This is a genomic window from Streptosporangium sp. NPDC000239, from assembly GCF_040300765.1.
Lineage (GTDB): Bacteria > Actinomycetota > Actinomycetes > Streptosporangiales > Streptosporangiaceae > Streptosporangium.
Genome location: NZ_JBEPEI010000020.1, coordinates 136,171 through 156,813, shown reverse-complemented (window position 1 = coordinate 156,813; position 20,643 = coordinate 136,171). Strand labels below are relative to the sequence as shown.

General features: G+C 70.9%; 16 protein-coding genes. 2 read left to right on the top strand and 14 right to left on the bottom strand.

Annotated elements, in window-relative coordinates:
- The first annotated feature begins 84 nt into the window (after positions 1 to 84).
- Positions 85 to 1,275: an MFS transporter gene (locus ABT340_RS35105; RefSeq protein WP_352015205.1), complete on the top strand. Its 1,191-nt coding sequence runs from the start codon at positions 85 to 87 to the stop codon at positions 1,273 to 1,275.
- Between the two features lie 196 nt (positions 1,276 to 1,471).
- Positions 1,472 to 1,927 carry a BP74-related protein gene (locus ABT340_RS35100; protein WP_352015204.1) on the top strand — a complete coding sequence of 152 codons (456 nt, stop codon included), beginning with the start codon at positions 1,472 to 1,474 and terminating at the stop codon, positions 1,925 to 1,927.
- 161 nt (positions 1,928 to 2,088) lie between these two features.
- On the opposite strand, the gene ABT340_RS35095 is transcribed toward ABT340_RS35100, so the two are convergent.
- The 14 genes from ABT340_RS35095 to ABT340_RS35030 form a co-directional block, all read right to left on the bottom strand.
- Positions 2,089 to 3,042 (bottom strand): electron transfer flavoprotein subunit alpha/FixB family protein, encoded by a 954-nt coding sequence (locus ABT340_RS35095; protein WP_352015203.1) that lies wholly within the window; start codon positions 3,040 to 3,042, stop codon positions 2,089 to 2,091.
- Positions 3,043 to 3,060: 18 nt separating this feature from the next.
- A complete protein-coding gene (locus ABT340_RS35090; RefSeq protein ID WP_352015202.1) occupies positions 3,061 to 3,840 on the bottom strand; it encodes an electron transfer flavoprotein subunit beta/FixA family protein in 780 nt (259 codons plus the stop codon).
- A gap of 298 nt (positions 3,841 to 4,138) precedes the next feature.
- On the bottom strand, positions 4,139 to 5,434 hold the full coding sequence (locus tag ABT340_RS35085) for a serine/threonine-protein kinase (protein WP_352015201.1): 1,296 nt from the start codon (positions 5,432 to 5,434) through the stop codon (positions 4,139 to 4,141).
- A 157-nt stretch (positions 5,435 to 5,591) separates the two neighbouring features.
- Entirely contained in the window at positions 5,592 to 8,066 is a 2,475-nt protein-coding gene (locus ABT340_RS35080) for a PQQ-binding-like beta-propeller repeat protein (RefSeq protein ID WP_352015200.1), read from the bottom strand.
- Positions 8,051 to 8,941 (bottom strand): hypothetical protein, encoded by an 891-nt coding sequence (locus ABT340_RS35075; RefSeq protein WP_352015199.1) that lies wholly within the window; start codon positions 8,939 to 8,941, stop codon positions 8,051 to 8,053. The genes ABT340_RS35080 and ABT340_RS35075 overlap by 16 nt, the downstream gene beginning before the upstream one ends.
- Positions 8,938 to 10,452 carry an outer membrane protein assembly factor BamB family protein gene (locus ABT340_RS35070; protein ID WP_352015198.1) on the bottom strand — a complete coding sequence of 505 codons (1,515 nt, stop codon included), beginning with the start codon at positions 10,450 to 10,452 and terminating at the stop codon, positions 8,938 to 8,940. Before ABT340_RS35070 ends, ABT340_RS35075 begins: the two co-directional genes overlap by 4 nt.
- A gap of 207 nt (positions 10,453 to 10,659) precedes the next feature.
- Positions 10,660 to 11,082 carry a hypothetical protein gene (locus tag ABT340_RS35065; protein WP_352015197.1) on the bottom strand — a complete coding sequence of 141 codons (423 nt, stop codon included), beginning with the start codon at positions 11,080 to 11,082 and terminating at the stop codon, positions 10,660 to 10,662.
- 250 nt (positions 11,083 to 11,332) lie between these two features.
- The gene (locus ABT340_RS35060) at positions 11,333 to 13,369 is read right to left on the bottom strand and encodes a serine/threonine-protein kinase (RefSeq protein ID WP_352015196.1); all 2,037 of its coding nucleotides are present in this window, start codon (positions 13,367 to 13,369) and stop codon (positions 11,333 to 11,335) included.
- Entirely contained in the window at positions 13,366 to 15,558 is a 2,193-nt protein-coding gene (locus ABT340_RS35055) for a serine/threonine-protein kinase (protein ID WP_352015195.1), read from the bottom strand. Before ABT340_RS35055 ends, ABT340_RS35060 begins: the two co-directional genes overlap by 4 nt.
- Positions 15,559 to 15,689: 131 nt before the next feature.
- A complete protein-coding gene (locus ABT340_RS35050; protein ID WP_352015194.1) occupies positions 15,690 to 16,208 on the bottom strand; it encodes a YbaK/EbsC family protein in 519 nt (172 codons plus the stop codon).
- Positions 16,209 to 16,257: 49 nt separating this feature from the next.
- Entirely contained in the window at positions 16,258 to 17,847 is a 1,590-nt protein-coding gene (locus ABT340_RS35045) for a flavin monoamine oxidase family protein (protein ID WP_352015193.1), read from the bottom strand.
- Positions 17,844 to 19,091, bottom strand: a complete 1,248-nt coding sequence (locus ABT340_RS35040; RefSeq protein WP_352015192.1) for a DUF6395 domain-containing protein — start codon at positions 19,089 to 19,091, stop codon at positions 17,844 to 17,846. Before ABT340_RS35040 ends, ABT340_RS35045 begins: the two co-directional genes overlap by 4 nt.
- On the bottom strand, positions 19,088 to 19,441 hold the full coding sequence (locus ABT340_RS35035; RefSeq protein WP_352015191.1) for a hypothetical protein: 354 nt from the start codon (positions 19,439 to 19,441) through the stop codon (positions 19,088 to 19,090). Before ABT340_RS35035 ends, ABT340_RS35040 begins: the two co-directional genes overlap by 4 nt.
- Positions 19,442 to 19,493: 52 nt before the next feature.
- Complete coding sequence (locus ABT340_RS35030) at positions 19,494 to 20,600, bottom strand: glycosyltransferase family 4 protein (protein ID WP_352015190.1); 1,107 nt, start codon at positions 20,598 to 20,600, stop codon at positions 19,494 to 19,496.
- Positions 20,601 to 20,643 lie beyond the last annotated feature (43 nt).

The following is a 20,643-nucleotide window of genomic DNA, read 5'->3' as shown; positions in this document are numbered from 1 at the left end:
GGTCGCTTCCGCGTGCGGAAGCGACCGACTCGTGTGTCCCCGTTCGTTCACCGTTGAAACAACCTTTTGTGAAGGGATTCAGTGATGACCCGCGACCTGAGGACAGCCCGAACCGGGGCAGTTCTCACATTCGTGCTGGCCGGCCTGCTCTGTGGGTCGATGACCGTGCGTATCCCGGCGCTGTCCGACAAACTCGGCCTGTCCGAGGCGTCGATCGGCGTCACGCTCCTCGTGTGGGGGCTGGGCGCGCTGGTCACCATGCAGTCGATGCGCGGGGTGATGGCACGGCTTGGCAGCCGGAGCGTCCTGCGGGTCGGCGCTCCCCTGTGCGCGGTCACCCTGGCCCTGCTGGCCCTGGCGCCGACCTATCCCCTGCTGCTCGTCGCCGCGGCGCTGTTCGGCATGGCGTTCGGCGCGGTCGACGTCGCCATGAACGCGCAGGGCTCGACGGTCGAGCGCGCCTACGGCAGGCCGCTGATGAACGGCATGCACGCGGGCTGGTGCGTGGGCGCGATCTCCGCGGGTCTCCTCGGCACGGCGGCCATCGCGGCGGGCCTGTCGTTCACCGCCCACCTGATCCTGGTGGCGCTCGTCTCCCTTCCCGTACTGGTCGTCATCAGCCGTTCCTACCTGCCCGACCCCGTCCTGTCGGAGAAGGCCGCCGCGGCCGGCCGCCGCCGGATGCCTCCGGTGGTCTACCTGCTCGGTGTGATCGCCTTCTGCGCGTTCATGGTCGAGGGCACGATCGCCGACTGGAACGGTCTGTACCTGCGCGACACCCTGGGCGCGGCCGAGGCCGTGGCCGCGCTGGGCTACCCGGTCTTCGAGGCGGGCATGTTGCTCGGCAGGCTCACCGGCGACCGGGTCAGGGCCCGCTTCGGCGCCCGAGGCATGATCGTCACCGCGGGTCTCGCGACCGCGGCCACCTTCGGCGCGGTGCTGAGCGCGCCGACCGCCCCGGTCGCCGTGGGCGCCATGCTCCTGGTCGGCGTCGCGGTCGCCACGGTCTCCCCGATGGCCCTGTCCCTGGCGGGCGGCGCGACGGCCAACCCCGGTCCGGCCATCGCCCAGACCGGTGCGATGGGCTACGCGGGACTGCTGCTCGGCCCGGTGATCATCGGGTTCGTCTCGCATGTGACCACCCTCAGGACCGCGCTCTTCCTGGCCGTCGTCCTGGGGCTGCTGATCGCGCTGGCCGCCCGGTTCCTACCCCGCCCCGCCGTACCGGCCGCCGTGGAGGAGACGCGGGAGCGGGAGCTGTCCATGGCCGCCTGACCAGGTCGTCTTTCCGGCCTTCCGCATTCCGCGGAAGGCCGGACATATATGTCTTAAATGCGAACAAAATCCAAATAAGAGATCAAGGCAGAAAATCCTCTGTACGTGTCGTTGATCGTTGATCTACAGTTCTGACTGGTAGTGCACTGCCTGTCAAGTACGTCGTATTCACGATCCGTCAGAACAGGAGATGCTCATGCGACCCGTCCTTCCGGTGGTCACCGCACTCGCCTTGGCCTCGACGCTCGCCCTGGCCGGTACCGCCCAGGCGCAGCAGACCGGCCCGGCCTCCAAGGCCTCCCTGGGACCCGTGGCCTACTTCGAGTTCGCCGACGCCGGCAGCGACACGTTCGTCTTCAAGCTCACCGACACCTCCAAGATCCGGCACGCCAGGGATCTGCTGAGCGGCCTGTCCACCGACAGGCGCAGCGTCATCGGCAAGATCGTCACCGGCACCGAAAGCTACAACCCGTCCTGGAGCTACCACTACGACCCCGCCACGGTCGACTTCTTCGACGTCGCGACCGAGGTGTGCGACGCCTCGATCGGCTACGTCGAGGAGCACCTGTCCGAGGTGGGCGGCGCGTTCCTTCCCGGCAACACCTGGTGCCCGTGGAGCTCGCACCTGGTGCGCGAGGTGACCGTGCCGTAGGGCACACGACCCGTGGTGAACGGGAGGTCCAGACCGTCGGGGGACGCCTGGGGACTCCCTGAGTGAGGACAGCGCCGTCCGGCGGCGGGCCCGCCGCCGGACGGTCACACGGGAAACGGCGCCGCACCCGGGCGCGACGCCGTTTTCCGTGGTCCTGTGAACTACTTGCGCTTGGTGATCTCGTCGGTCAGCTGCGGGACGACCTGGTGCAGGTCACCCACGACGCCGTAGTCCGCGAGCTCGAAGATCGGCGCCTCGGGGTCCTTGTTGATGGCGACGATCGTCTTGGCCGTCTGCATCCCGGCCCGGTGCTGGATGGCGCCGGAGATGCCCGCGGCGATGTAGAGCTGCGGGGAGACGGTCTTGCCGGTCTGGCCGACCTGGAACTGGTGCGGGTACCAGCCCGCGTCGGTCGCGGCGCGGGAGGCGCCGACGGCGGCGCCGAGGGAGTCGGCGAGCCCCTCGATGACCGAGAAGTTCTCCGCCGAGCCCACGCCACGGCCACCGGAGACCACGATCGCGGCCTCGGTCAGCTCGGGACGGGCCCCCTTCTCCTCCTTGACCCGCTCCACGATCCTGGCGGCCTTGGCGGCGTCGGAGATCGTGACGGAGACGCGCTCCTCGGCGCCTGCGCCCGCCGCGGCCTCGACCGGGGTGGCGTTGGGGCGGACCGCGATGATCGGGGTGCCCTTCGTGACGCGCGAGTGGACGTTGACCCCGCCACCGAAGATCGACTGGTCGGCCACGAGGCCGTCCCCCACACCGACCGCGTCGGTCAGCACACCGGAGTCGATCTTGATGGCCAGCCTGCCCGCGATCTCCTTGGCCTCGGCCGTCGCGGCGACGAGCACCGCGGCCGGAGCCTTCTCCGAGACGAGCTGGGCGAGCAGCTCGGCCTTGGGGGCCACGACGTAGTCAGCGACCTCGGCGGAGTCGGCGACGTAGATCTTCTCGGCGCCGTGCTCGGCCAGCTTCGCCTGGGCCTCCGCGGAGTATCCGGGACCGGCCCAGACCGCCGACGGCGAGCCCAGCCCTCGGGCGAGCGTCAGCAGCTCCAGCGTGACCTTCTTGACCTGACCTTCGACGTGCTCGACCAGAACGAGAATCTCAGACATATCAGGCAACCCCCGTTCTCAGACGAACTTCTTCGACGCGAGGAAGTCGGCGGCCTTCACACCGCCGTCGCCCTCGTCCTTGACGATCGTGCCCGCCGCGCGCGGCGGAGCCGCGGCGAAGTCGGTCACCTCGCTCCAGGAGCCCGCCAGGCCGACCTGGGCGGCGTCGATCTCGGCGTCGGCGACTCCGAGCTTCTCCACCGGCTTCTTCTTGGCGGCCATGATGCCCTTGAAAGAGGGGTAACGCGGCTCGTTGATCTTCTCGACGACGGAGACGACGGCGGGCAGCGAGGCCTCGACCCTGTCGTAGCCGTAGTCGGTGACGCGCTGGACGGTGATCGTGCCCTTGCCCACCTCGACCTTGTTGGCGAAGGTGAGCTGCGGGACGCCGAGACGCTCGGCCAGCATGGCGGCGAGCACTCCGGTACGGGCGTCGGTCGACTCGGAGCCGAGCACGACCAGGTCGAACCCGACCTTCCTGAGCGTCTGCGCCAGGGCGTAGGAGGTGCCCAGCGCGTCGGAGCCGTGCAGCGCGTCGTCGACCAGGTGGACCGCCTTGTCCGCGCCCATGGCCAGGGCCTTGCGGATGGTGTCGCTCGCCTTGTCGGGGCCCATGGTGAGGACGGTCACCTCACCCCCGTGCGCCTCCTTCAGGCGCAGCGCCTCCTCGACCGCGTACTCGCACAGCTCGTTGATGACGCCGTCGGCGGCGTCGCGGTCGATCGTCTTGTCATCGGACCGCAGCTTGCGCTCGGTCGCCGTGTCGGGGACTTGCTTCACGCAGACGACGATGTTCATGGCCGGTGGCCGACCTCCCGTGTTCGCGTGCGCCACCGCGTCGCTGCGGTTAGCGCCGAATGCTCCCTACGCGCACGCGGGGTACGTGCACGCGATGCCAAGACTGCCGGGTCCCCGTGGGCGGAACGGCAGCGGACGGCACGGCCGGGATGTCCCGTCCCTGCCCTCCGGCACCATGTTACCGATCGGTAGCCTACCCGGGTCGTACGGCTGACGCCGACGGCCAGGGCTGGCCGACCAGTCACACACCCCCACCATACCGAACTATGTTCCGGAAATCGTGGCCGGGTCCCATAGCTCAGCTCGACACGAGGATGGCCACCAGAACGAACAGGACCGTACCCAACGCGAGCGCGAGTGAAAGGGTGCTGAAGAAGGTGCCCAGAACGGCCCAGAGTATGACGGCTCCCGCGCCGCCCGCCAGATCGACGATCGCCCGGCCCCGGTCCTTACGGGCGAGGAGGGCGACTCCCCCGTCCACGAGCACCGTCAGGCCGTAGGCCGTCAGCAACAGCAGCGACAGCTCCGGCAGCGGACCGCGCGCCGTCGCCGCCGCCAGCGCGGTCAACAGCCCCGTGCCGACGACCCAGCGACGGTGCACCACGACCCTGCGGCGCCGCAGGGCCTCCTCAGCCGAGAGCCTGCCCTGCGGCGGGCGCCGCCCCGGACGCCACTGCCGGGTGGTCAGCGCGTGCACCCCGGTCTCCACCGCCCCGCCGCCTGAGGAGTCCGTGGAACCTGTGGAGACTCCCGGCACCGCGAAGGCCCGCCGGGGCCGTGCGAGCGGCTCGCCGACCTCCGGGGCCTCGGCCCCGAGGCGTCCGAGCACCTCCGCCGCCGTGGGCCTGGCGGCCGGGTCACGCCGCATGCACTCGCGCAGCACCGGCTCAAGCCAGCCGGGAACCCCCTCAAGGTCGGGATCGTGGTGGACGACGCGGTAGCCGACCGCCGAGGCCGGGCCGGTGCCGTACGGGTGCCTCCCCGTCGCGGCGTGGGCGAGTGTGGCGCCGAAGGAGAACAGGTCGGCCGCCGGGCCCGCCGCCGCGCCCTCGATGACCTCGGGCGCCAGGTATCCGGGAGTGCCGATGACCGTCCCCGACGCCGTGACGGAGGCGGCGTCGAGGGCCGAGGCGATACCGAAGTCGATCACGACCGGCTCGCCGTCGGCCATGATGACGTTGGCCGGCTTGAGGTCGCGGTGGACGACCCCCGCGCCGTGTACGGCCGCCAGCGCCCGCGCCAGGCCGTGCGCCAGCCGTACGAGATCGTCGCCGGGGACCGCGCCCTCGGCGGAGATCAGCGCGCTGAGCGGGCGGCCCTGCACGTAGCGGGTGACCAGGTAGGGGCGGGCGCCCTCCATGGAGGCGTCCAGAACCTCGGCGACGTGCGGCCCCTGGACCCGCCGCATGGTCTCGACCTCGCGGGAGAGGCGGGCCAGGGCCGTGGCGTCGGCCGCGACGTGCGGATGCAGGATCTTTACCGCGACCGTCCGCCCGTCGGGGTCGAGCGCCAGGTGGACCTCGCCGAAACCTCCGGCGCCGAGCGTGGACAGCAGGTGGTACGGGCCAAGGCGGTCACCCTCGGTCGCTCCCATGCGGCTCCTTCCGGCCTGTCCCCTCATCGTGCCTCAGCCGGGCCGCTCCCGCACGAAGAGGTTCCGAGAAACCCTCCATAAAGGACACGGGCCTACACCCGGCTTCTCCATCACGGTTACCGGAACTCACATCTTCCGGACGGAGACCGTCCGGAGATCAGGCTCCGGCCTGGGAAACGACGACCGGTTCCAGTTCCTCGCCCTTGGGGGTCGTGGCGAGCTGAGCGCGCAACCGGCCGAGAAGGTCGGCGACCCCGACCACCCGTTCCCCCGAGGACAGGGTGTGCCGGCCGAGGAAGCGGTCCTCGCCGTACCAGGCGATGAAACGGCCTGAATCCACCGGAACCCGGGCCGCCTGCGCGCCGTCCGCCGTTCGCCAGAGGCAGAGCTGACCGGCCTGCCCGGCGCAACGGGTGGCGAAGACCCTCCCGGAGGGGGACATCCAGTTCTGCTCTCCCATCAGTTTCCCGACCTTCTTGAAGCGGTGTCGCACCGCACCGTGGAGGTCGAAGAACGTGACGTCACGGTGGGCGTCCTCCTCGTCGCGTTCGAGCCCGGTCTGAACGGCCACCGTCTTGAAGTCCGCCCCCCAGCGGAATCCTCCTGAGTAACGGCCGCCATGGGCGACGCGGACGAACCGGGAACTCATCGTGGCCACGTCGACGATCACAAAACCGGTGATCGCCTCCTGGGTGCGGGCGGTCAACAGCAGACGTCCGTCCGGCGACCAGACGGGGCGGACCACACCCATGGGCGCCTTGACCGTCGGCACCTCGCGGACCTTCCCCGTCGCGGTGTCCACGATCGTCACAGGGTCCCGGCCCTGCGCCGGGTAGCTCTCCGTGGTCCCGGCCCCCCAGGCACCGGTCGGCGAAAGGGCCCTCACCGTCCCGTCAAACCGGGCGAAGACTCCCTTCACTCGGACGTAGAGGTCTTCACCGGACAGATAGGCGCCCAGCCAGGGGGAGGTCGTGGCGTCCTCGGCCACCACCGTTCGCGTTCCCGGCAGGCGGAGCAGCCTGAACCGCTGTGGTGGCGCGGGAGCGGGGACGGCCCGCGCCTCGCTGACGACATCGGTTTCGCGCAGCCGGTCGGCGACGGATCCGGAGAGTTCCGTCAGCCGGCGCCGCACGGAGATGTCACCCGACACGACGGAGACCACCACCGAACCGGCCCTGAGGACAACGGTGCTCGGCAGGGTCGCGTCCGCGACGGCCTGGTCTCCGATGCCGGTGACCGGTCTGTACGCGTAGACGTCCCGCAGCGTCTCGATCGTGCCGACGGCCTCGCCCGGATCGTCGGCGACCCACAGGACACGTACGACGAGGTGGCCGCCGTTCCGATCGGTGTAGCGGCAGGCGACAGGGCTGGGCATGGTGTAACCGGACAGGGTGGTCCGGGGCGTCCCGGCGGAGAACGTCCTCCCCGGGGAAAGCGCGCAGGCGTCCGGCCAGCGGCCCGGGTCCACACCCGCGAGCAGCGGCGTCCCTCCGCCCTGGCCACGTCGCAGGGCCGCGATGCGTACACTCGGCGTCTGCCCCACCGCGCTCATGACGCTTCCTGCGTAGAGACGCTCACCGGCCGACGCCAGCGGCCTGCCGGGCGTCGGAAGGCCGTAGGAGGTCACCTCGCCGGTCCCGGGCTCGATCAGGTCGACGACCGGAAGGCCTTCCTCCTCCGTCGCCCGGATTCCGACGCCTCCCTCGACCAGGCCGGTGTACGCCGGCGCCGGTCTCACCTGCCACACAGGGGCGCCTCCGGGCCAGGAGGCCGCCTCCATGACATCCTCCTCACCACTGTGGTAGGTCGTCAGCACGAGGCCCTGTTCGTACGTCATCGCGCATCGCGGCCAGCACTCCCCGCGCCGGAGCACCGCCCGCCCCTCGTCGTCGTACAAGGTCATCGCACCGTCACCGAAGAGCGCGATCACGTGATCGGCGACCTGGAAGTCCGAGACCGCCCCCGCGGGAAGCCGGACCGACCGGCGCGTCGCACCGGTGGCCACGTCCAGGAGAAGCATGCGCGACGACCGGCCACAGGTGAGGAGGAGCACCACGTCGGCGGCACGAACCGCCGATTGGGAGACGTCGCACCCGGCGGGAGGGCGGAAGCTCCACAGATCACGCGCCGTGCCCGGCGAAACGGCGATCAGCCCTCCTTTCTCCGACTTCCTGGTGAGGAAGACCGGCGAGCGGTCCTGCAGGGCCGCCGACCTCCGTCCCCGGGGCGGGAGGGACAGCCCCCGTCTGCGCCACAGTTCCTTTCCGGTGACGCTCGACACCGCGATCAGCTGGTGCCGCCTGTTCTCCTGGGCGAACGGCTGGTAGTAGTCGACGACGAAAACGCCGGAGGCGATGCTCCAGCCCACGGCCGTCGCCGTGGAGAGGTGGTGTCTCCACCTTGGCCGTCCGTCGTCCAGGCCGAGTGCGAGCACACCGCGTGCGGTGTACACGAGAAAGTCACGCGACGTGAGGGCGTACCCGTACTCCCCCTGCGGGATCGAGACGTCCCTGTGCCAGAGAGGGACGAGACGCGCTCGTGGCTGGGCGGCCGCCGGTGCGTCCGCCAGGGGCAGGGGCAGGACCAGCACCAGAAGGACCGCCAGCAGCCGTGTTCTCATCGCCTTCCGCACGGCTGATTCCTACCGGTGATCCGGTAACCCACACCGAAACTGCTGGGATCGTTGTAGACGACCGAGTACCTCGGTGCCTCTCCTGTGACTCTGAACGGCTGTCCGTTGGCCTGTTGGAAGAACGCGCTCTCGGTCTCCCCACTGTCCTTGTAGGCGTAAACCACCTCGATACCCCATTCGTACCAGCGGTTCTTGGCATGCACCGTGAACTCGACCGTCACACGCTCCCCATATGCCAGATCGATGCTCTTGGGCAGGAACCTCGACTGACCGCCTCTGGGGTTCAGGTGGTCGAGGTCCGCCTTGACCTTGTACTCCTCACCACCTCCCTGGGCGGGGATGGTGAGACAGGTGCCCGTGGGAAGGGGCCCGGACCTGACGATGTACGGCCGGACGTCGATGATCCTGACGGCGCCGTGGCGCCGGCCCCGGAGAACGGTGACCACGTTCATCGTCCCCAGCCGAGCCGCATGGTGACGGAACAGCGTCTCCGTCAGCTGCCGGTAACTCGGAGCGCGCAGCAGAAGGGCGTGCTCGGCGGTCGAGAACTCGTCCGGCATCGCGAAGGAGTCTCCGACGTTGACTATCGATGTGGTGACGGCGGTCAGGACCGGCGCGCCGAGAGCGTCCTGAGCCACGTCGGCCAGAGTGGAGCGTTCGCCGAACGCTACCGCGCCGACCGCCAGGACGACGCCTACGACGAACAGCCACACCGGTGAACGCCGCCGGACGGGTCTTCCCGCAGACTCGGAGACAACCGTCACGTCCCTGGCGGACGTGATCTGGACGTTGTTCCCGCCAACCGTCGCATGGTGCAGGCTCGGGGCGGCGGCGGGCTGCTCGACCGGCTCGGTCTCAGGCGGATGACGGGTCATCTCGTCGCCCGAAGGCCACGAACCACCTGGCGGGCGAGTCTCACGGTGACCTCGTGGCCGCCAGCGCCGTCCATGCGGACCACCGTGTCACCCGCCCGTAGGATCGCGACATCGCGCACCGCACTGTTGGTGTACATCTGCGCGCCATGCCCGAGAGAGATGGGTTTTTTCTCGTCGAACCTCGCCATCAGATCCTGAAGAACGTCCTCTGTCTCGTCCTTGTCCGTTCCCGCCCATCTGATGTCGATCGTGATGACGGGATGCCTCGCGTCGCCGGGAACCAGGTCGCAGCCGACGGGCGTGTCCAGGGCGAGTTCCGGCGGCCCCGGCCGGGCGACAGGAGTGTAGTGAGCCTCCGGGAACTCGGCCCTCAGCGTGGAGGCCGGGATCAGGGCACACGCGTCACGCCACCTCTCACGACCGACGCCTCCGCGCGCCGTGGCGCCGGGGTCTGCCGACGGCGGAACCGTCGTGTAAGCGGCCAGCGACGAGGTGGACACGGAGGCGAACAGCAACGTGTACCGGCTCATGCCAAGCAGGCTGACGGGAGCGGGAAAGGCGACGACGGGCGTCTGCTCTCCCGTCACCGGATCCACCGTCACGACGATGGAGCTCTGAAGCTCACCGAGCCGCCTCGTCGCGTAGATCCGCCCGTCGAGCGCCTGAACCGCCATGAAGGAGACACTCTCGTCCTCGCTCTCGATGACGCGGCCGGATCGCCGGTCCACGATCGCCGTCAACAAGGAGTTTCTGTAGTCGTCCTGCCCCACGACCAGCACACCGGTGGCCGTGGCGACGAGAGAGCACGGACAGGCGTGTTCGGCGACGTGCTCGTAGAGTTGCCGGCCGTCGGCGTCGTAGACGTTCAACGCGTTGTCGCTCTCCAGGCCCACCACCCCGTCGGCGACCACGACCAGGGGATTGCCCAGGGGAAAGACCTCCTGCTCCCAGAGCCACCTGCCGGTGGAGGCGCTCAGCACACGCAGACGGGTCTCCCGCCCGCAGGAGATCAGCATCGCGACGACCCACCGGTCCGCCCCGCCTGTCTGCCCGAGGCACCCGGAGGGGAGGGGGGAGTCCCATCTGCGGCGCCCGTCCGCCACGTCGAGAGCTCTCACCACACCGATGGCGGGAAGGTGGATCAGTACGTTCCCCTCACCGACACCGAGATAGGTCACCAGAGGGGGCAGGGGCGTGTCGGAGCCGTGGAATCCGGACCCGAGCGTCCAGAGGAGCGCTCCAGTGCGTCCGTTGAACGTCAGAAGGCCGTCACCCCTGGGGGCCTCTTCGTCCGTCTTGTCCTTCCCGTCGCGCGGAATCGCCGCGACGACGTAGTCACCGGTCACCCCGATGCGCTCCTCCGGCGGGCTGTAGCCGTTGGAGTCCGACACGCCGAAGGACCACAGGAGACGCCCTGTGTCGGCTTCTCTGCCTTCGATCTGATCTCCGTGTGTCACGACCAGCACGTCACCGACGAAGACGGTGTTGGACAGGTCCTCCGGGATCTTCACCTTCCACAGCAGCGAGCGAATACCGTCGGGAACGGCCGCGCCTCCATTTTCCACAGGAACGCGGAAAGGCACCGGAGGAAGCGAAGAAGGAATCACCAGGTAGGGCAGGAACAGCAGGGCAAGCCACACCCATGATTCACGAACGCGCCACTTCCCGATTACGAAGTACATCTTCAGGAAGCCATGTCCACTTGACCTCCCGGCGAATCAGCGTCGATGGAGGTTGACGTCCCGTGCCGATCCGATCTGAACGTTGTCCCCGGAGATCGAGCTTCCAGCGACGACCTGGCCACCGTTGTTCACCACCGGAGTGGAGGCGGAGGCGGCCCGCAGCAACTCCGCCACGTCCCCGGCCAGTTCGGGATCGGCGGCGAGAGCCCTCTTCAACTGACCACGGAGTGCGGCCAGGGCGTCCTCGTCCTCCGGCTCGCCCGCGAGATCCTGAACGGCGGACTCGATGCGATCGCGGCTTTCCTCACGCTTGACGAAACGCCGCAGCAGCCTGCGCCCGAGATTCACCGACTCGTCGGCGGCCAGATCCTGCGTCTTGGCCAGCACCGCGCCTCCGTAGGCGCCTATCGCCGCCACCACATAAGGTGTCACCTGATTTGCCAGATCGGCAACGTTCACGCGCCCTCCCAGTCCTTCTATCTCATCTCCCCCGCCGCCGTCATGGTTACACCGCCGACGATTATCGGCCCGCCTTTTGTTCTTCTTCCGGCCTGTGAAATCGCACACGCCGCGGAAACCTGACGGACCGGCGCCGGGCAGGAGGGTGAAACGGTGCCCCGGCAACGACCGGGGCAAAGCCGAAGGGCGTGGGGTCCGGAAGACACCCACGCCCTTCGTCGTTCAGGATCCCGGCGCTTGGACCCTCCGTCTAGAAGGAGACGAACCCGAGGCCGAGGCTGTCCATCAGGTCGTTGAACAGGCCTCGGACGAGGTCGATCGCCCCCATCTGCCCGTTCTCCACCTTGACCTGCCAGGCCCGCGTCACCTGCTTGACGACGCTCGACGGCTGGTCCCACGGGACGAAGGACGGGATCAGCGTCAGCGCGCCCATCACCACGAAGAACGCGAGCGTGCCCAGGATGATCGTGGTCACCATCGCCGCCCCCGGGCTGCGGATCACCCCGGTCAGCGCGCGGGAGACCGCTCTGCGCGGCTTGCCTCCGCCGGGCAGCACGAACAGCCCCGCCACGAACGCCCCGGCCGCGTAGGCCGCCGCCGGGTCGGTCTTCATGTGCCCGATGAACGTCAGCGCGCCCCAGACGCACATGCCGAACATCGCGGCCAGCGGAGCCGTGACCAGCGTCGCGAGGAACGCCTTGATCAACGCCCACGGGGTGCCGACCAGCGCGAGCAGCGGATCGGCGGCGCTGTTGCCGCGCACGGAGCGACGCTGGGCCAGGTCTCCGAAGAGGTACTCCCCGACCCGCAGGCAGAGCACGGCGACCAGGGCGAAGGCGCTCACCACCACGGGCAGCACGCAGGCCAGGCCGACCAGGATCGCCAGCAGCAGCGCCGCGGCCAGCGGATGCCCGGTGCGGTAGCGGGGACGCTGCTCCCCGGGCAGGGGCTGCGGCGCGGGCGGCGGGACGTACGGCCTGGGCTCGTGCTGGGGCGGGGCGAACGGCGCGCCCTGCCCCACCGGCTGCGGCGCCGGGTATCCGGCGACCCGCTGGTCGGGGTAGGGGGGCGGCGGCGCGACCCTGCGCTGCACGGAGAGCGGAGCCGGAACGTAGGGCGGCGGTGTGGCCGGGACGTACGGCGGCGGCGACCCGGCCGTGGAACGCCCGGCCTGGTGCTCGGGCGGCTCCTCACGCGGCCTGCGCTCGCGCCGCTCCGGCTTGGCGTACTCGACCGGGGGCAGCAGGTCGGAGTAGGTCCCGTCCTGCGGCAGCGCCCTGGTGCCGTTCGCCGGAGGCGGGACCTGAGGCCGCGACGCGGAAGGCGACGTGGAGGACGAAGCGGAGGACGTGGAAGACGGCGCGGTGGGGGGCGGCACGACCGGCGGCTGACCGTCCAGCACCCGGGTGCCGTCCGCGCTGAACACCCTGGTGCCGCCGTCGTTGGCCTGCGGCGGCGCGGCCTCGTGGAAGGCGGTGACCGTCGGGTCGAGGTCGCGTGCCATCCGCAGCAGCGCGTGCGCGCTCGGCCTGGCCTTGGGGTCGACCGCCAGGGCCTGCCTGAGCCAGCCGCGCAGCCAGACCGGGGCCTGGTCGACGTTGGCCCGGCCCTCCATGATGTTGAAGCAGACGACCTCGAAGCTCCCGGTGCCGAACGGCGGCTTGCCGGTCGCGCCGAAGAAGACCGTCGAGGCCAGCGCGTGCACGTCGGCGGCCTGGGTGATCTCGGAGTCCCTGATGATCTCCGGGGCGAGATAGCCGGGCGTGCCGACGAACATGCCGGTCTGGGTCAGCCGGGTCGCGTTGACCAGGTGCGCGATGCCGAAGTCGATGACCAGCGGCTCTCCGTCGACCATCATCACGTTCGACGGCTTGAGGTCACGGTGCACGACGTCGGCCGCGTGGATCGCCACCAGCGCCGCGCACAGGCCGCGGGCGAGCTTGATGACCTCGTGCGGGGCCAGCGGCCCCTCCGCGAGGACGATCTCCTCAAGCGTGCGGCCCGGCGCGAAGCGGGTCACGATGTACGGCTGCGCGCCGGTCAGCTCGGCGTCGAGCACCTCGGCCACCTGCGCGCTGCGCACCCGCCGCATGGTCTCGACCTCGCGGGTGAGCCGGTCGCGGGCCTTGAGGTCGGCCGCGACGTGCGGGTGCAGGACCTTGACCGCCACCTCGCGGCCGTCCTCGTCGAGCCCCAGGTGGACGACCCCCATGCCGCCCTCGCCGATCTGCCTGAGCAGCCGGTACGGCCCGAGCCGCTCCGGTGCCTGCGTCTCTCCCGTCGTCATCGTGTCGCCCTGTCCCGTAGATTGCGCAGTTCCCCCACCACCGTTCCGACGTCGACCGGCGCCCATTGCACCCGCGACGTCCCTCCCCTGAAGGTGCCGATCGCGAACAGGAGCGCCAGTGCGGCGACCGCTCCCAGCACCGCGGCCACGGCCGTGGCCGCGCCGCGCGAAGGCAGCAGTGATGCCAGCGTACGTCGCATCTGCCTCCTGGGGCCCTCGACTCCAGGACCTGCGCAGATCGTCCACAGCGCCACAGCCGCACCCCAGCTGAGCGCGGCGGTCTGCGGCAGGCTCCTGACCAGCACCGACAGCAGCAACGTCACCGGCAGGCCGAGGATGAGGCCGTACGGCACGAGCGCGAGGGTGATGCCCGCGGACTTCGCCAGGGCGGCGGGCCTGCCGAGCACCCGCAGGACGTCGGCGGCCCCCTCGGAGGCCTGCCTGCGGCCGTTGAACTCGGGCTGGGCGATGTCGGCGGCGCGCAGCAGGATCACCAGCGGGATGGCGACGACGGCGGTCAGGACGGGCGCCAGGACGGCGACGGCCGTCACGGCGACCATCAGCAGCGCGCTCGCGACGCCGTAAACCGCGGAGCCCCGCGGAGCGGAGGAGGCGGTGGGACGCCACTCCTGGCGTTCCTCGGCGGGCGGGTAGGACTGCACCCGTGTCGCCTGGTAGGGCTGCGGGCCCGCGGCGCCCGGATGCGCGGGGTGCCCGCCCGGCTGGGGAGCCCGCTCGAAGGCCGCCTGCCCCTGGGGGTACTGCCGCTGCGCCTGGTTGCGCAGTTGTTCGAGCTCGTGGGGCCGGACCCGCTGGGTCGGGATGTCGCCGTCGCCACCGGGCCTCGCCGGCAGGCCTCTCGTCCCCGGCTGCTCCTGGAAGGCCTGCTGCGGCATCGGCTGCGAGACCGGCTGGGCGGCCGCCTGACGCAGCTCCTCCGGCGTCACCCTGCGGGTCGGCCACGGGTCGGGCCCCTGCTGCTGCTCGCCGAGCAGCGAGACGTAGTCGGGCGGCGTCGAGACCGGGGCGGGCGGCCACGGCATGGACGTGCCGGGACGCGAGGCGACCGGGGTCGGCACGTCACCGGGGTCGGTTCGCTCCCCCGTACGGCCGGGCGCCGCGACGTCACCGGGGCGGGAACCCAGGCCCGTGGGCACGTAGGGACCGGTCGGCTGCCCGGGGTCCGCGACGGGACCGGACCGGAAACCCGGGCCGGTGGGCACGTAGGGCCCCGTCGCCTGACCCGTCGCCTGGCCGGGGGCCACGCCCGGAGCGCCGCCGGGAGTGGCGCCGAGTCCCGTCGGCACGTACGGCCCGGTCGGCTGCCCGAGGTCCGTCGTGCGGCCCTCGAAGCCGGTGACCGTGGGCACCTCGTCCGGCGGGCTGGGACGTCCGGAGGCCGACATCAGCCGTTCGATCTGGGCGGCGAGCTCCGCCGCCCTGGGACGCCTGGCGGGATCGCGCTGGAGGGCGGCGCGCAGCACGGGCCGCAGAGCCTCGGGGACCGCGTCCACGTTCGCCCGGCCCGCGGTGATGTTGTAGAAGATCATCTCCAGCGTGCCCTTGCCGAAGGGCGGCTGGCCGGTGGCCGCGAAGACCATCGTGCCCGCCCAGGCGTGCACGTCCACCTCGGGTCCCGCCTCGTGCCCCTCGATGATCTCGGGCGCGAGGTAGCCGGGCGTGCCGATGAACATGCCGGTCTGGGTCAGCCGGGTCGCGTCCACGGCCTGCGCGATGCCGAAGTCGATGAGGACCGGCCTGCCGTTCAGGATGAGCACGTTGCCGGGCTTGAGGTCGCGGTGGATCACCCCGACGGAGTGCACGGACGCCAGCGCGGAGGCAACCCCGTAGGCGACCTTGAGCAGCGCGGGCAGGTCCATCGGACCTTCCTGCTTGACGTGGTCGTCCAGCGGCTGACCCGGCACGTAGCGGGTCACGATGTAGGGGCGGTGTCCTGTCACGTCGGCGTCGAGGACCTCGGCGATGTGCTCGCTGCGCACCCGCCGCATGGTCTCGACCTCGCGGGAGAGCCTGCGGCGGGCCACGTCGTCGCCCGCGACCTCCGAGCGCAGGACCTTCACCGCGACCTGCCGCCCGTGGGGGTCGGCCGCGAGGTGGACAACGCCCATGCCGCCTTCACCGAGCCGCCGGAGCAGTCGGTACGGGCCCAGTCGGTCGTCCTGATTCATGGCATGAAAAACCATACCGGCTTAAACCCCGCCCATGAGATGAACCATCAGGCCATATTCTCTGATGGGATAACGTGTGCCAGATCTCCACGGTTTCCCAAACCGGGGTAACACTCAATCTCTTTTCGGCGTCAGTTCGCCAGGCCGATCACCTGGGCGGTCTTCAGACCGGCCAGCAGGGCGCCGGAGACCGCCAGCTTCGACCTGCGCACACCGCTGCCGATCACCACCCCCGGATGGGCCGCGACCGCCTCGTCCACCAGCACCGGCCAGTCCTCGGGCAGGCCGAGCGGGGTGATGCCGCCGTACTCCATCCCGGTCAGGCCGACGGCGTCGTCCTGCGGGGCGAAGGAGATCTTCCTGGCGTCCAGGTGCCGCCTGACCACGCCGTTGACGTCGGCCCTGGTGGTGGCGAGCACCATGCACGCGGCGTAGCGGACCTCGCCCGCGCGCTTGGCGGCCACGATCACGCAGTTGGCCGACTCGCCCATGCCGACGCCGTAACGCTCGCAGAAGGCCGCCGTGTCGGCGAGGTCCGGGTCGATCTCCGCGACCTCGACGTCCTGGCCGGTCACGGCCCGCGCGACCGGCTCGGCGAGCAGGTCGGGCCGCTCCCCGGCGGGCACCCAGTCAAGTGTTCCGATCCTCACAGCCTTCTCCCAACCACTCACCGCGTCGTTCCTGAGACTGTACGGCGAATCAGGCCGGGGCCCGTACGACCCGGGTGTGCAGTTCGGTCACCGCACGCCTGGCCGACTCCATCGCCCCCGCCTGCCAGGCCACCAGGTGGGTGAGCCAGTCTCCGGCGAAGTAGACCCGCCCGGCGGGGCGCCGCAGCAGGGCGAAGGCCCCCTCGTAGGAGGGCCAGCGGACCCAGCCGCCCTCGATGTGCGGTTGCCTGTGCCAGGCGATGGAGACGCTGGAGCGCAGGTCCGCGCGGTACCTCTCGCCGTGGATCTTCTTGCCCTGGGTGAGCGCGCGGGCCCGGCGCCCGGCGTGGGGGAGCCTGCCGTACAGCTCGGCGTTCTCCTCGGTGTTGTAGTAGCCGACGATCAGGCCGGACGCAGAGTGGTAACCGTGCGAGGGGTACCAGATGTGAGTGATGTCCAGGTCCGTCTCGGTGACGCCGCCGTAGATGCGTTCGTCGATCTCCCACCAGCGCCTGCCGTACTCAAGGCCGATCTTCCCGGCGGCGACCGGGACCGGGGTGCGCAGCGCGGCGGTGACCTGGGCGCCCAGATTGTGCGGGAGGCGGGCCATCAGGTGCGGCGGCAGCGTCGCGACGCAGTAGTCGGCGCGGATCACGCCTCCGGTGTGGGTCACCTCGACGCCGTCGGGCAGGTTCTTCAGGCCGGTGACACGGGCGCCCGTCATGATCCGGTCCCGGCCGACCGCGCGGGTGAGCGCGGTCACGATCGCGTCCATGCCGCCGACCGGCTGGAACATGGGCACGGCCTGGTCGTAGCCGAAGTCCATGGTGATGGCCCTGCCCATGCCCGCGGCGAAGACCTCGGCCAGTGAGCCCGGGGCGCCGAGCGGGACCCCGTCGTCGACCCCGGGGTAGACGGTGAAGCCCCTGCGGGTCGAGCCCCGGTAGGACAGGTCGGGGCCCAGGTCGCCGAAGCGGCGCAGGAACTCGCCGAGCCGTTCCCTGTCGTCCCTGGTCAGCCTGCGGTTGAGCGCGCCCGCGTGGCTCGCCTTCGCCAGTAGTTCGGCGACGTAGCCGTACATGTCGGCGCGGGCGGTCCTGGCCCTGACGGGGGCCTTCATGCCGTGGGTGTAGACGTAGGCGGAGGCGTTGTTGTTGACGAACGTCTCGATGGGCACGCCCAGCTCGCGGCAGTAGTCCATGGTGACCATCCACGGCGCGATACGGCCCGGCCCGGCGTTGAAGTAGGTCCCCTCCTGGAAGTCCGCCGTCTGGGCCTGCCCGCCGTTCTCGGTCAGCCGGTCGCCCCGGCGCAACGTGAGGTTCCGCCCGCCGACCCGGTCCGCGGCGTCGAGGAGGGTGCAGTCGTAGCCCGCCTTGCCCAGCTCGTAGGCGCAGGTCAGCCCGGCGACCCCGGCACCGAGGACGACCACCTTCGCCGCGCCCCTGCCACTGAGGGAGAAGTCGGAGGCCCGGGGCGGGACGTAGTCCTCGGGCCGGGTCTCGTGGGAGCCGGGGGCCAGGCCCAGCGCGCCCATGGCCGCGAACATGGCGCCCGCCCCGCCCGCGGCCCCGACGCCGACCAGCAGCGCCCTGCGGGTCAGCGTCCCCCGGGTCCCCTGGGCCTCCCGATCGTTCATCGTGTTCCCTGAGCCGTCCCCCGGGTCGTCCCCCAGCTCTCGACGCGGCGTGCCTCGTCCTCACTCATGAAGCCCACCTCGGCCGCCATGAAGTCGTGGACCTGTTTGCGCCACGGCTCGGGGATCTCCTCGACGGCCGGGGGGTAGCAGCGGTCGAGCCAGGCGGTCGAGGCCTCGGTCGCGCCGAGGAACCCGGCGGCCCTGCCGAAGACGGTGCCCTCGACGCCGGGGACCCTGGCGCAGCCGTACTCGATCATCTCCTGCCCGCCGTACGGCGGGGGCTCCTGCCACTTGCGGGCGACGGGGCGCTTGGGGCCGACCGCGGTGCGCAGCGGGCGGCGTTCCACGGCGGCCTGGATGAGCTCCTTGTAGAGGCACTTCCCGCAGGTCCCGCAGGGTCCCTCGACGCCCCGAAGGCACCAGCGGACCTGCTCGCGCAGGGAGGAGTTCAGGGCCAGGCGCATGGTGACCGCCTCGCTCACCCCGCCGACCGGGAGCACGATGTGCACCCCGGCGGCGGCGAACGCCCTGCCCCAGGCGCCGTGCGGCGCCCACATCGGGTTGTCGGGGGTGTATCTGAGCAGGTAGCGGTCCCCCCCGAGCCAGCGCGACCCCAGCTCGTAACCGAAGGCGAGACCGCCCAGGTCGAGTTCGTCGGCCAGCAGCAGCGCCCCGGCGGCCACCGCGTGGTGCTCGGGATAACCGGGGCGGGGCTCGGCGAGGGTGAACTCCAGGTCGGAGCGGACCACGGTCAGCTCCCTGCCCGTCTTCTCGGCGAGGCGGGCCAGGACGTCGGAGCGGTAGTGGGTCCAGCGGTTGGGCACGCGCGGATGGGAGACCCGCTGGAAGTGCACGAACGGCGCCTCGGGCAGCATCGCGGCCACGGCGACCGAGTCCGCGCCTCCGCTGTAGGAGACCGCGAGCCTGCTCCCCGAGCGCGGCGTCCCGCCGACCGGCCCCGCCTCGACCCCCCAGCCGTCGGCGAGGGCCTCGGCCAGAACCGGTGAGATCGGCTCGTCGAAGGTGACCGTACGGCGCGTCCACGGCGCGACGATCGTCCAGGCCGCCAGCGCCCGCAGGTCGGGGTGGACCTCGCCGGGAGTGCGCGGCAGCTCGACCCGGCAGGAGTTCGTGGCCATCCTCAACGGCTGGCCGTCGGCGCAGAGGCCGGTGATCTCGTCCTCGGCGTCCAGCCGGAAGGCCAGGCGCATGACGTCGTCCTCGGTGGTCCAGGTCACCCTCATGGAGCACCCGCCCCACGGCGGCCCAGCGCCTGGTCGGCGGCCTGCCAGAGCAGGACCTCGTTCTGCAGGACGTGCTCCATGGCGGCCGCGGTCTCCTGCGCCAGCCGGTGCGCGTCGTCCCAGCGCCGCACCTGCGCCTGTTCCGGGGTGGCCTTGGCCACCTGTGCCCTGAGCCTGTCGACCTCGGCCCGCAGCGCGGTGACCTCCCGGCCCAGCGTCTGGACCTCCCAGAGCGCGTCCTTGATGTCCTGCCGGTGGTCGGCCCTGGAGATGTACCGCGCGTCGAACCAGCCGAGCACCGCGCGCCGCAGCCATGCGGGCAGCAGCGCGCGCTTCCTTAAGCGCACCATAACCCGGCACGATACCGGCAAAACACGATCTACCAGGACGCTCTTCGACGCTTCAGGTGACGGGCAGCGCCAGATCCCTGGTTCCTCCGGCGGGTTCCCCCGGGGCGGCGATGACCTGCCGGTAGATCCGCTCGTACCCGGCGGTCATGACCTCGACGTCGAAGTTGCCCGCGACGTGGGCCCGGCAGGCGTGCGGGTCCAGCCCGCCGGCCGCCTCGACGGCCTCGGCGAGTTCCTCGGCCTCCTCCCTGACGAATCCGGTGACGCCGTCGGCGACCACCTCGGGAACCGCCCCCCGTTTCAGGGCGACGACGGGGGTGCCGCAGGCCATGGACTCGATCATGACCATGCCGAACGGCTCCTCCCACAGGATGGGGAAGAGCAGGCAGCGGGCCGCGGCCAGCAGTTCCCGCTTGCGGTCGGCGTCGGCCTGCCCGACGTACTCGGCGTCGGGGCCGAGTCTCGGCTTGATCTCCCGCTCGAAGTAGTCGTGTTCCGCGGGCTCGGTGAGCTTGCCCGCCAGCACGATCCTGCGGCCTGCCTCCCTGGCCACGTCGATGGCGATGTGCGCCCCCTTGTCCGCGTTGAGCCTGCCCAGCCACAGCACCCAGTCCTCCTTGCGCTCCCGGAAGGGGAAGGAGGCCGTCTCGACGGCGTTGTGGACCACCCCGGCCCAGTTGAGGTCGGGGGCCAGCCGCCGTTGCGCCTCGGAGATCGCGACCATCGACACGGCCGGGCCGAGCACCCGGTAGTACTCGCCCAGCTCGCCCTCGATCTCCCCGTGGCAGGTGACCAGCGTCGGCACCGCCCTGGCCGCCGCGCTCAGCGGCCCGGCCAGCGAGTGGTCGTGGACGATGTCGGCGTCGATGTCCAGGGCCAGCGCGTACGCCTTGGCCGCGTGCAGCACCTCGGGCATCGGCTCGCCGATCCGCTCCGAGGGCGCCGGGTCGTAGGTGGGCAGGAACCTGGCCCCCGTCCGCGCCCTGCCCGCCCCGATCAGGGTGACGTCGTGCCCCCTGCGGGACAGCCCGGAGACCAGCTCGGCGAGCATCGCCTCGATGCCCCCGTAGCCCAGGGGCGGGACGTCGTACCAGGGGGGCGCGACCATGACGACGCGCATCGCGTCGCGTCGTCGGGAAACAGCGGTTGTGGCGATCATTCTCAACCTCACCTACGGCCGTCCGGCCCGCCGGAATCCGACT

Coding starts and splice junctions, on each gene's coding strand:
- ABT340_RS35090 (WP_352015202.1), bottom strand. CDS start 3,840: ATGAACATCGTCGTCTGCGTGAAGCAAGTCCCCGACACGGCGACCGAG.
- ABT340_RS35095 (WP_352015203.1), bottom strand. CDS start 3,042: ATGTCTGAGATTCTCGTTCTGGTCGAGCACGTCGAAGGTCAGGTCAAG.
- ABT340_RS35040 (WP_352015192.1), bottom strand. CDS start 19,091: ATGAGGGTGACCTGGACCACCGAGGACGACGTCATGCGCCTGGCCTTC.
- ABT340_RS35045 (WP_352015193.1), bottom strand. CDS start 17,847: ATGAACGATCGGGAGGCCCAGGGGACCCGGGGGACGCTGACCCGCAGG.
- ABT340_RS35085 (WP_352015201.1), bottom strand. CDS start 5,434: ATGGGAGCGACCGAGGGTGACCGCCTTGGCCCGTACCACCTGCTGTCC.
- ABT340_RS35055 (WP_352015195.1), bottom strand. CDS start 15,558: ATGAATCAGGACGACCGACTGGGCCCGTACCGACTGCTCCGGCGGCTC.
- ABT340_RS35100 (WP_352015204.1), top strand. CDS start 1,472: ATGCGACCCGTCCTTCCGGTGGTCACCGCACTCGCCTTGGCCTCGACG.
- ABT340_RS35105 (WP_352015205.1), top strand. CDS start 85: ATGACCCGCGACCTGAGGACAGCCCGAACCGGGGCAGTTCTCACATTC.
- ABT340_RS35060 (WP_352015196.1), bottom strand. CDS start 13,369: ATGACGACGGGAGAGACGCAGGCACCGGAGCGGCTCGGGCCGTACCGG.
- ABT340_RS35030 (WP_352015190.1), bottom strand. CDS start 20,600: ATGATCGCCACAACCGCTGTTTCCCGACGACGCGACGCGATGCGCGTC.
- ABT340_RS35075 (WP_352015199.1), bottom strand. CDS start 8,941: ATGACCCGTCATCCGCCTGAGACCGAGCCGGTCGAGCAGCCCGCCGCC.
- ABT340_RS35035 (WP_352015191.1), bottom strand. CDS start 19,441: ATGGTGCGCTTAAGGAAGCGCGCGCTGCTGCCCGCATGGCTGCGGCGC.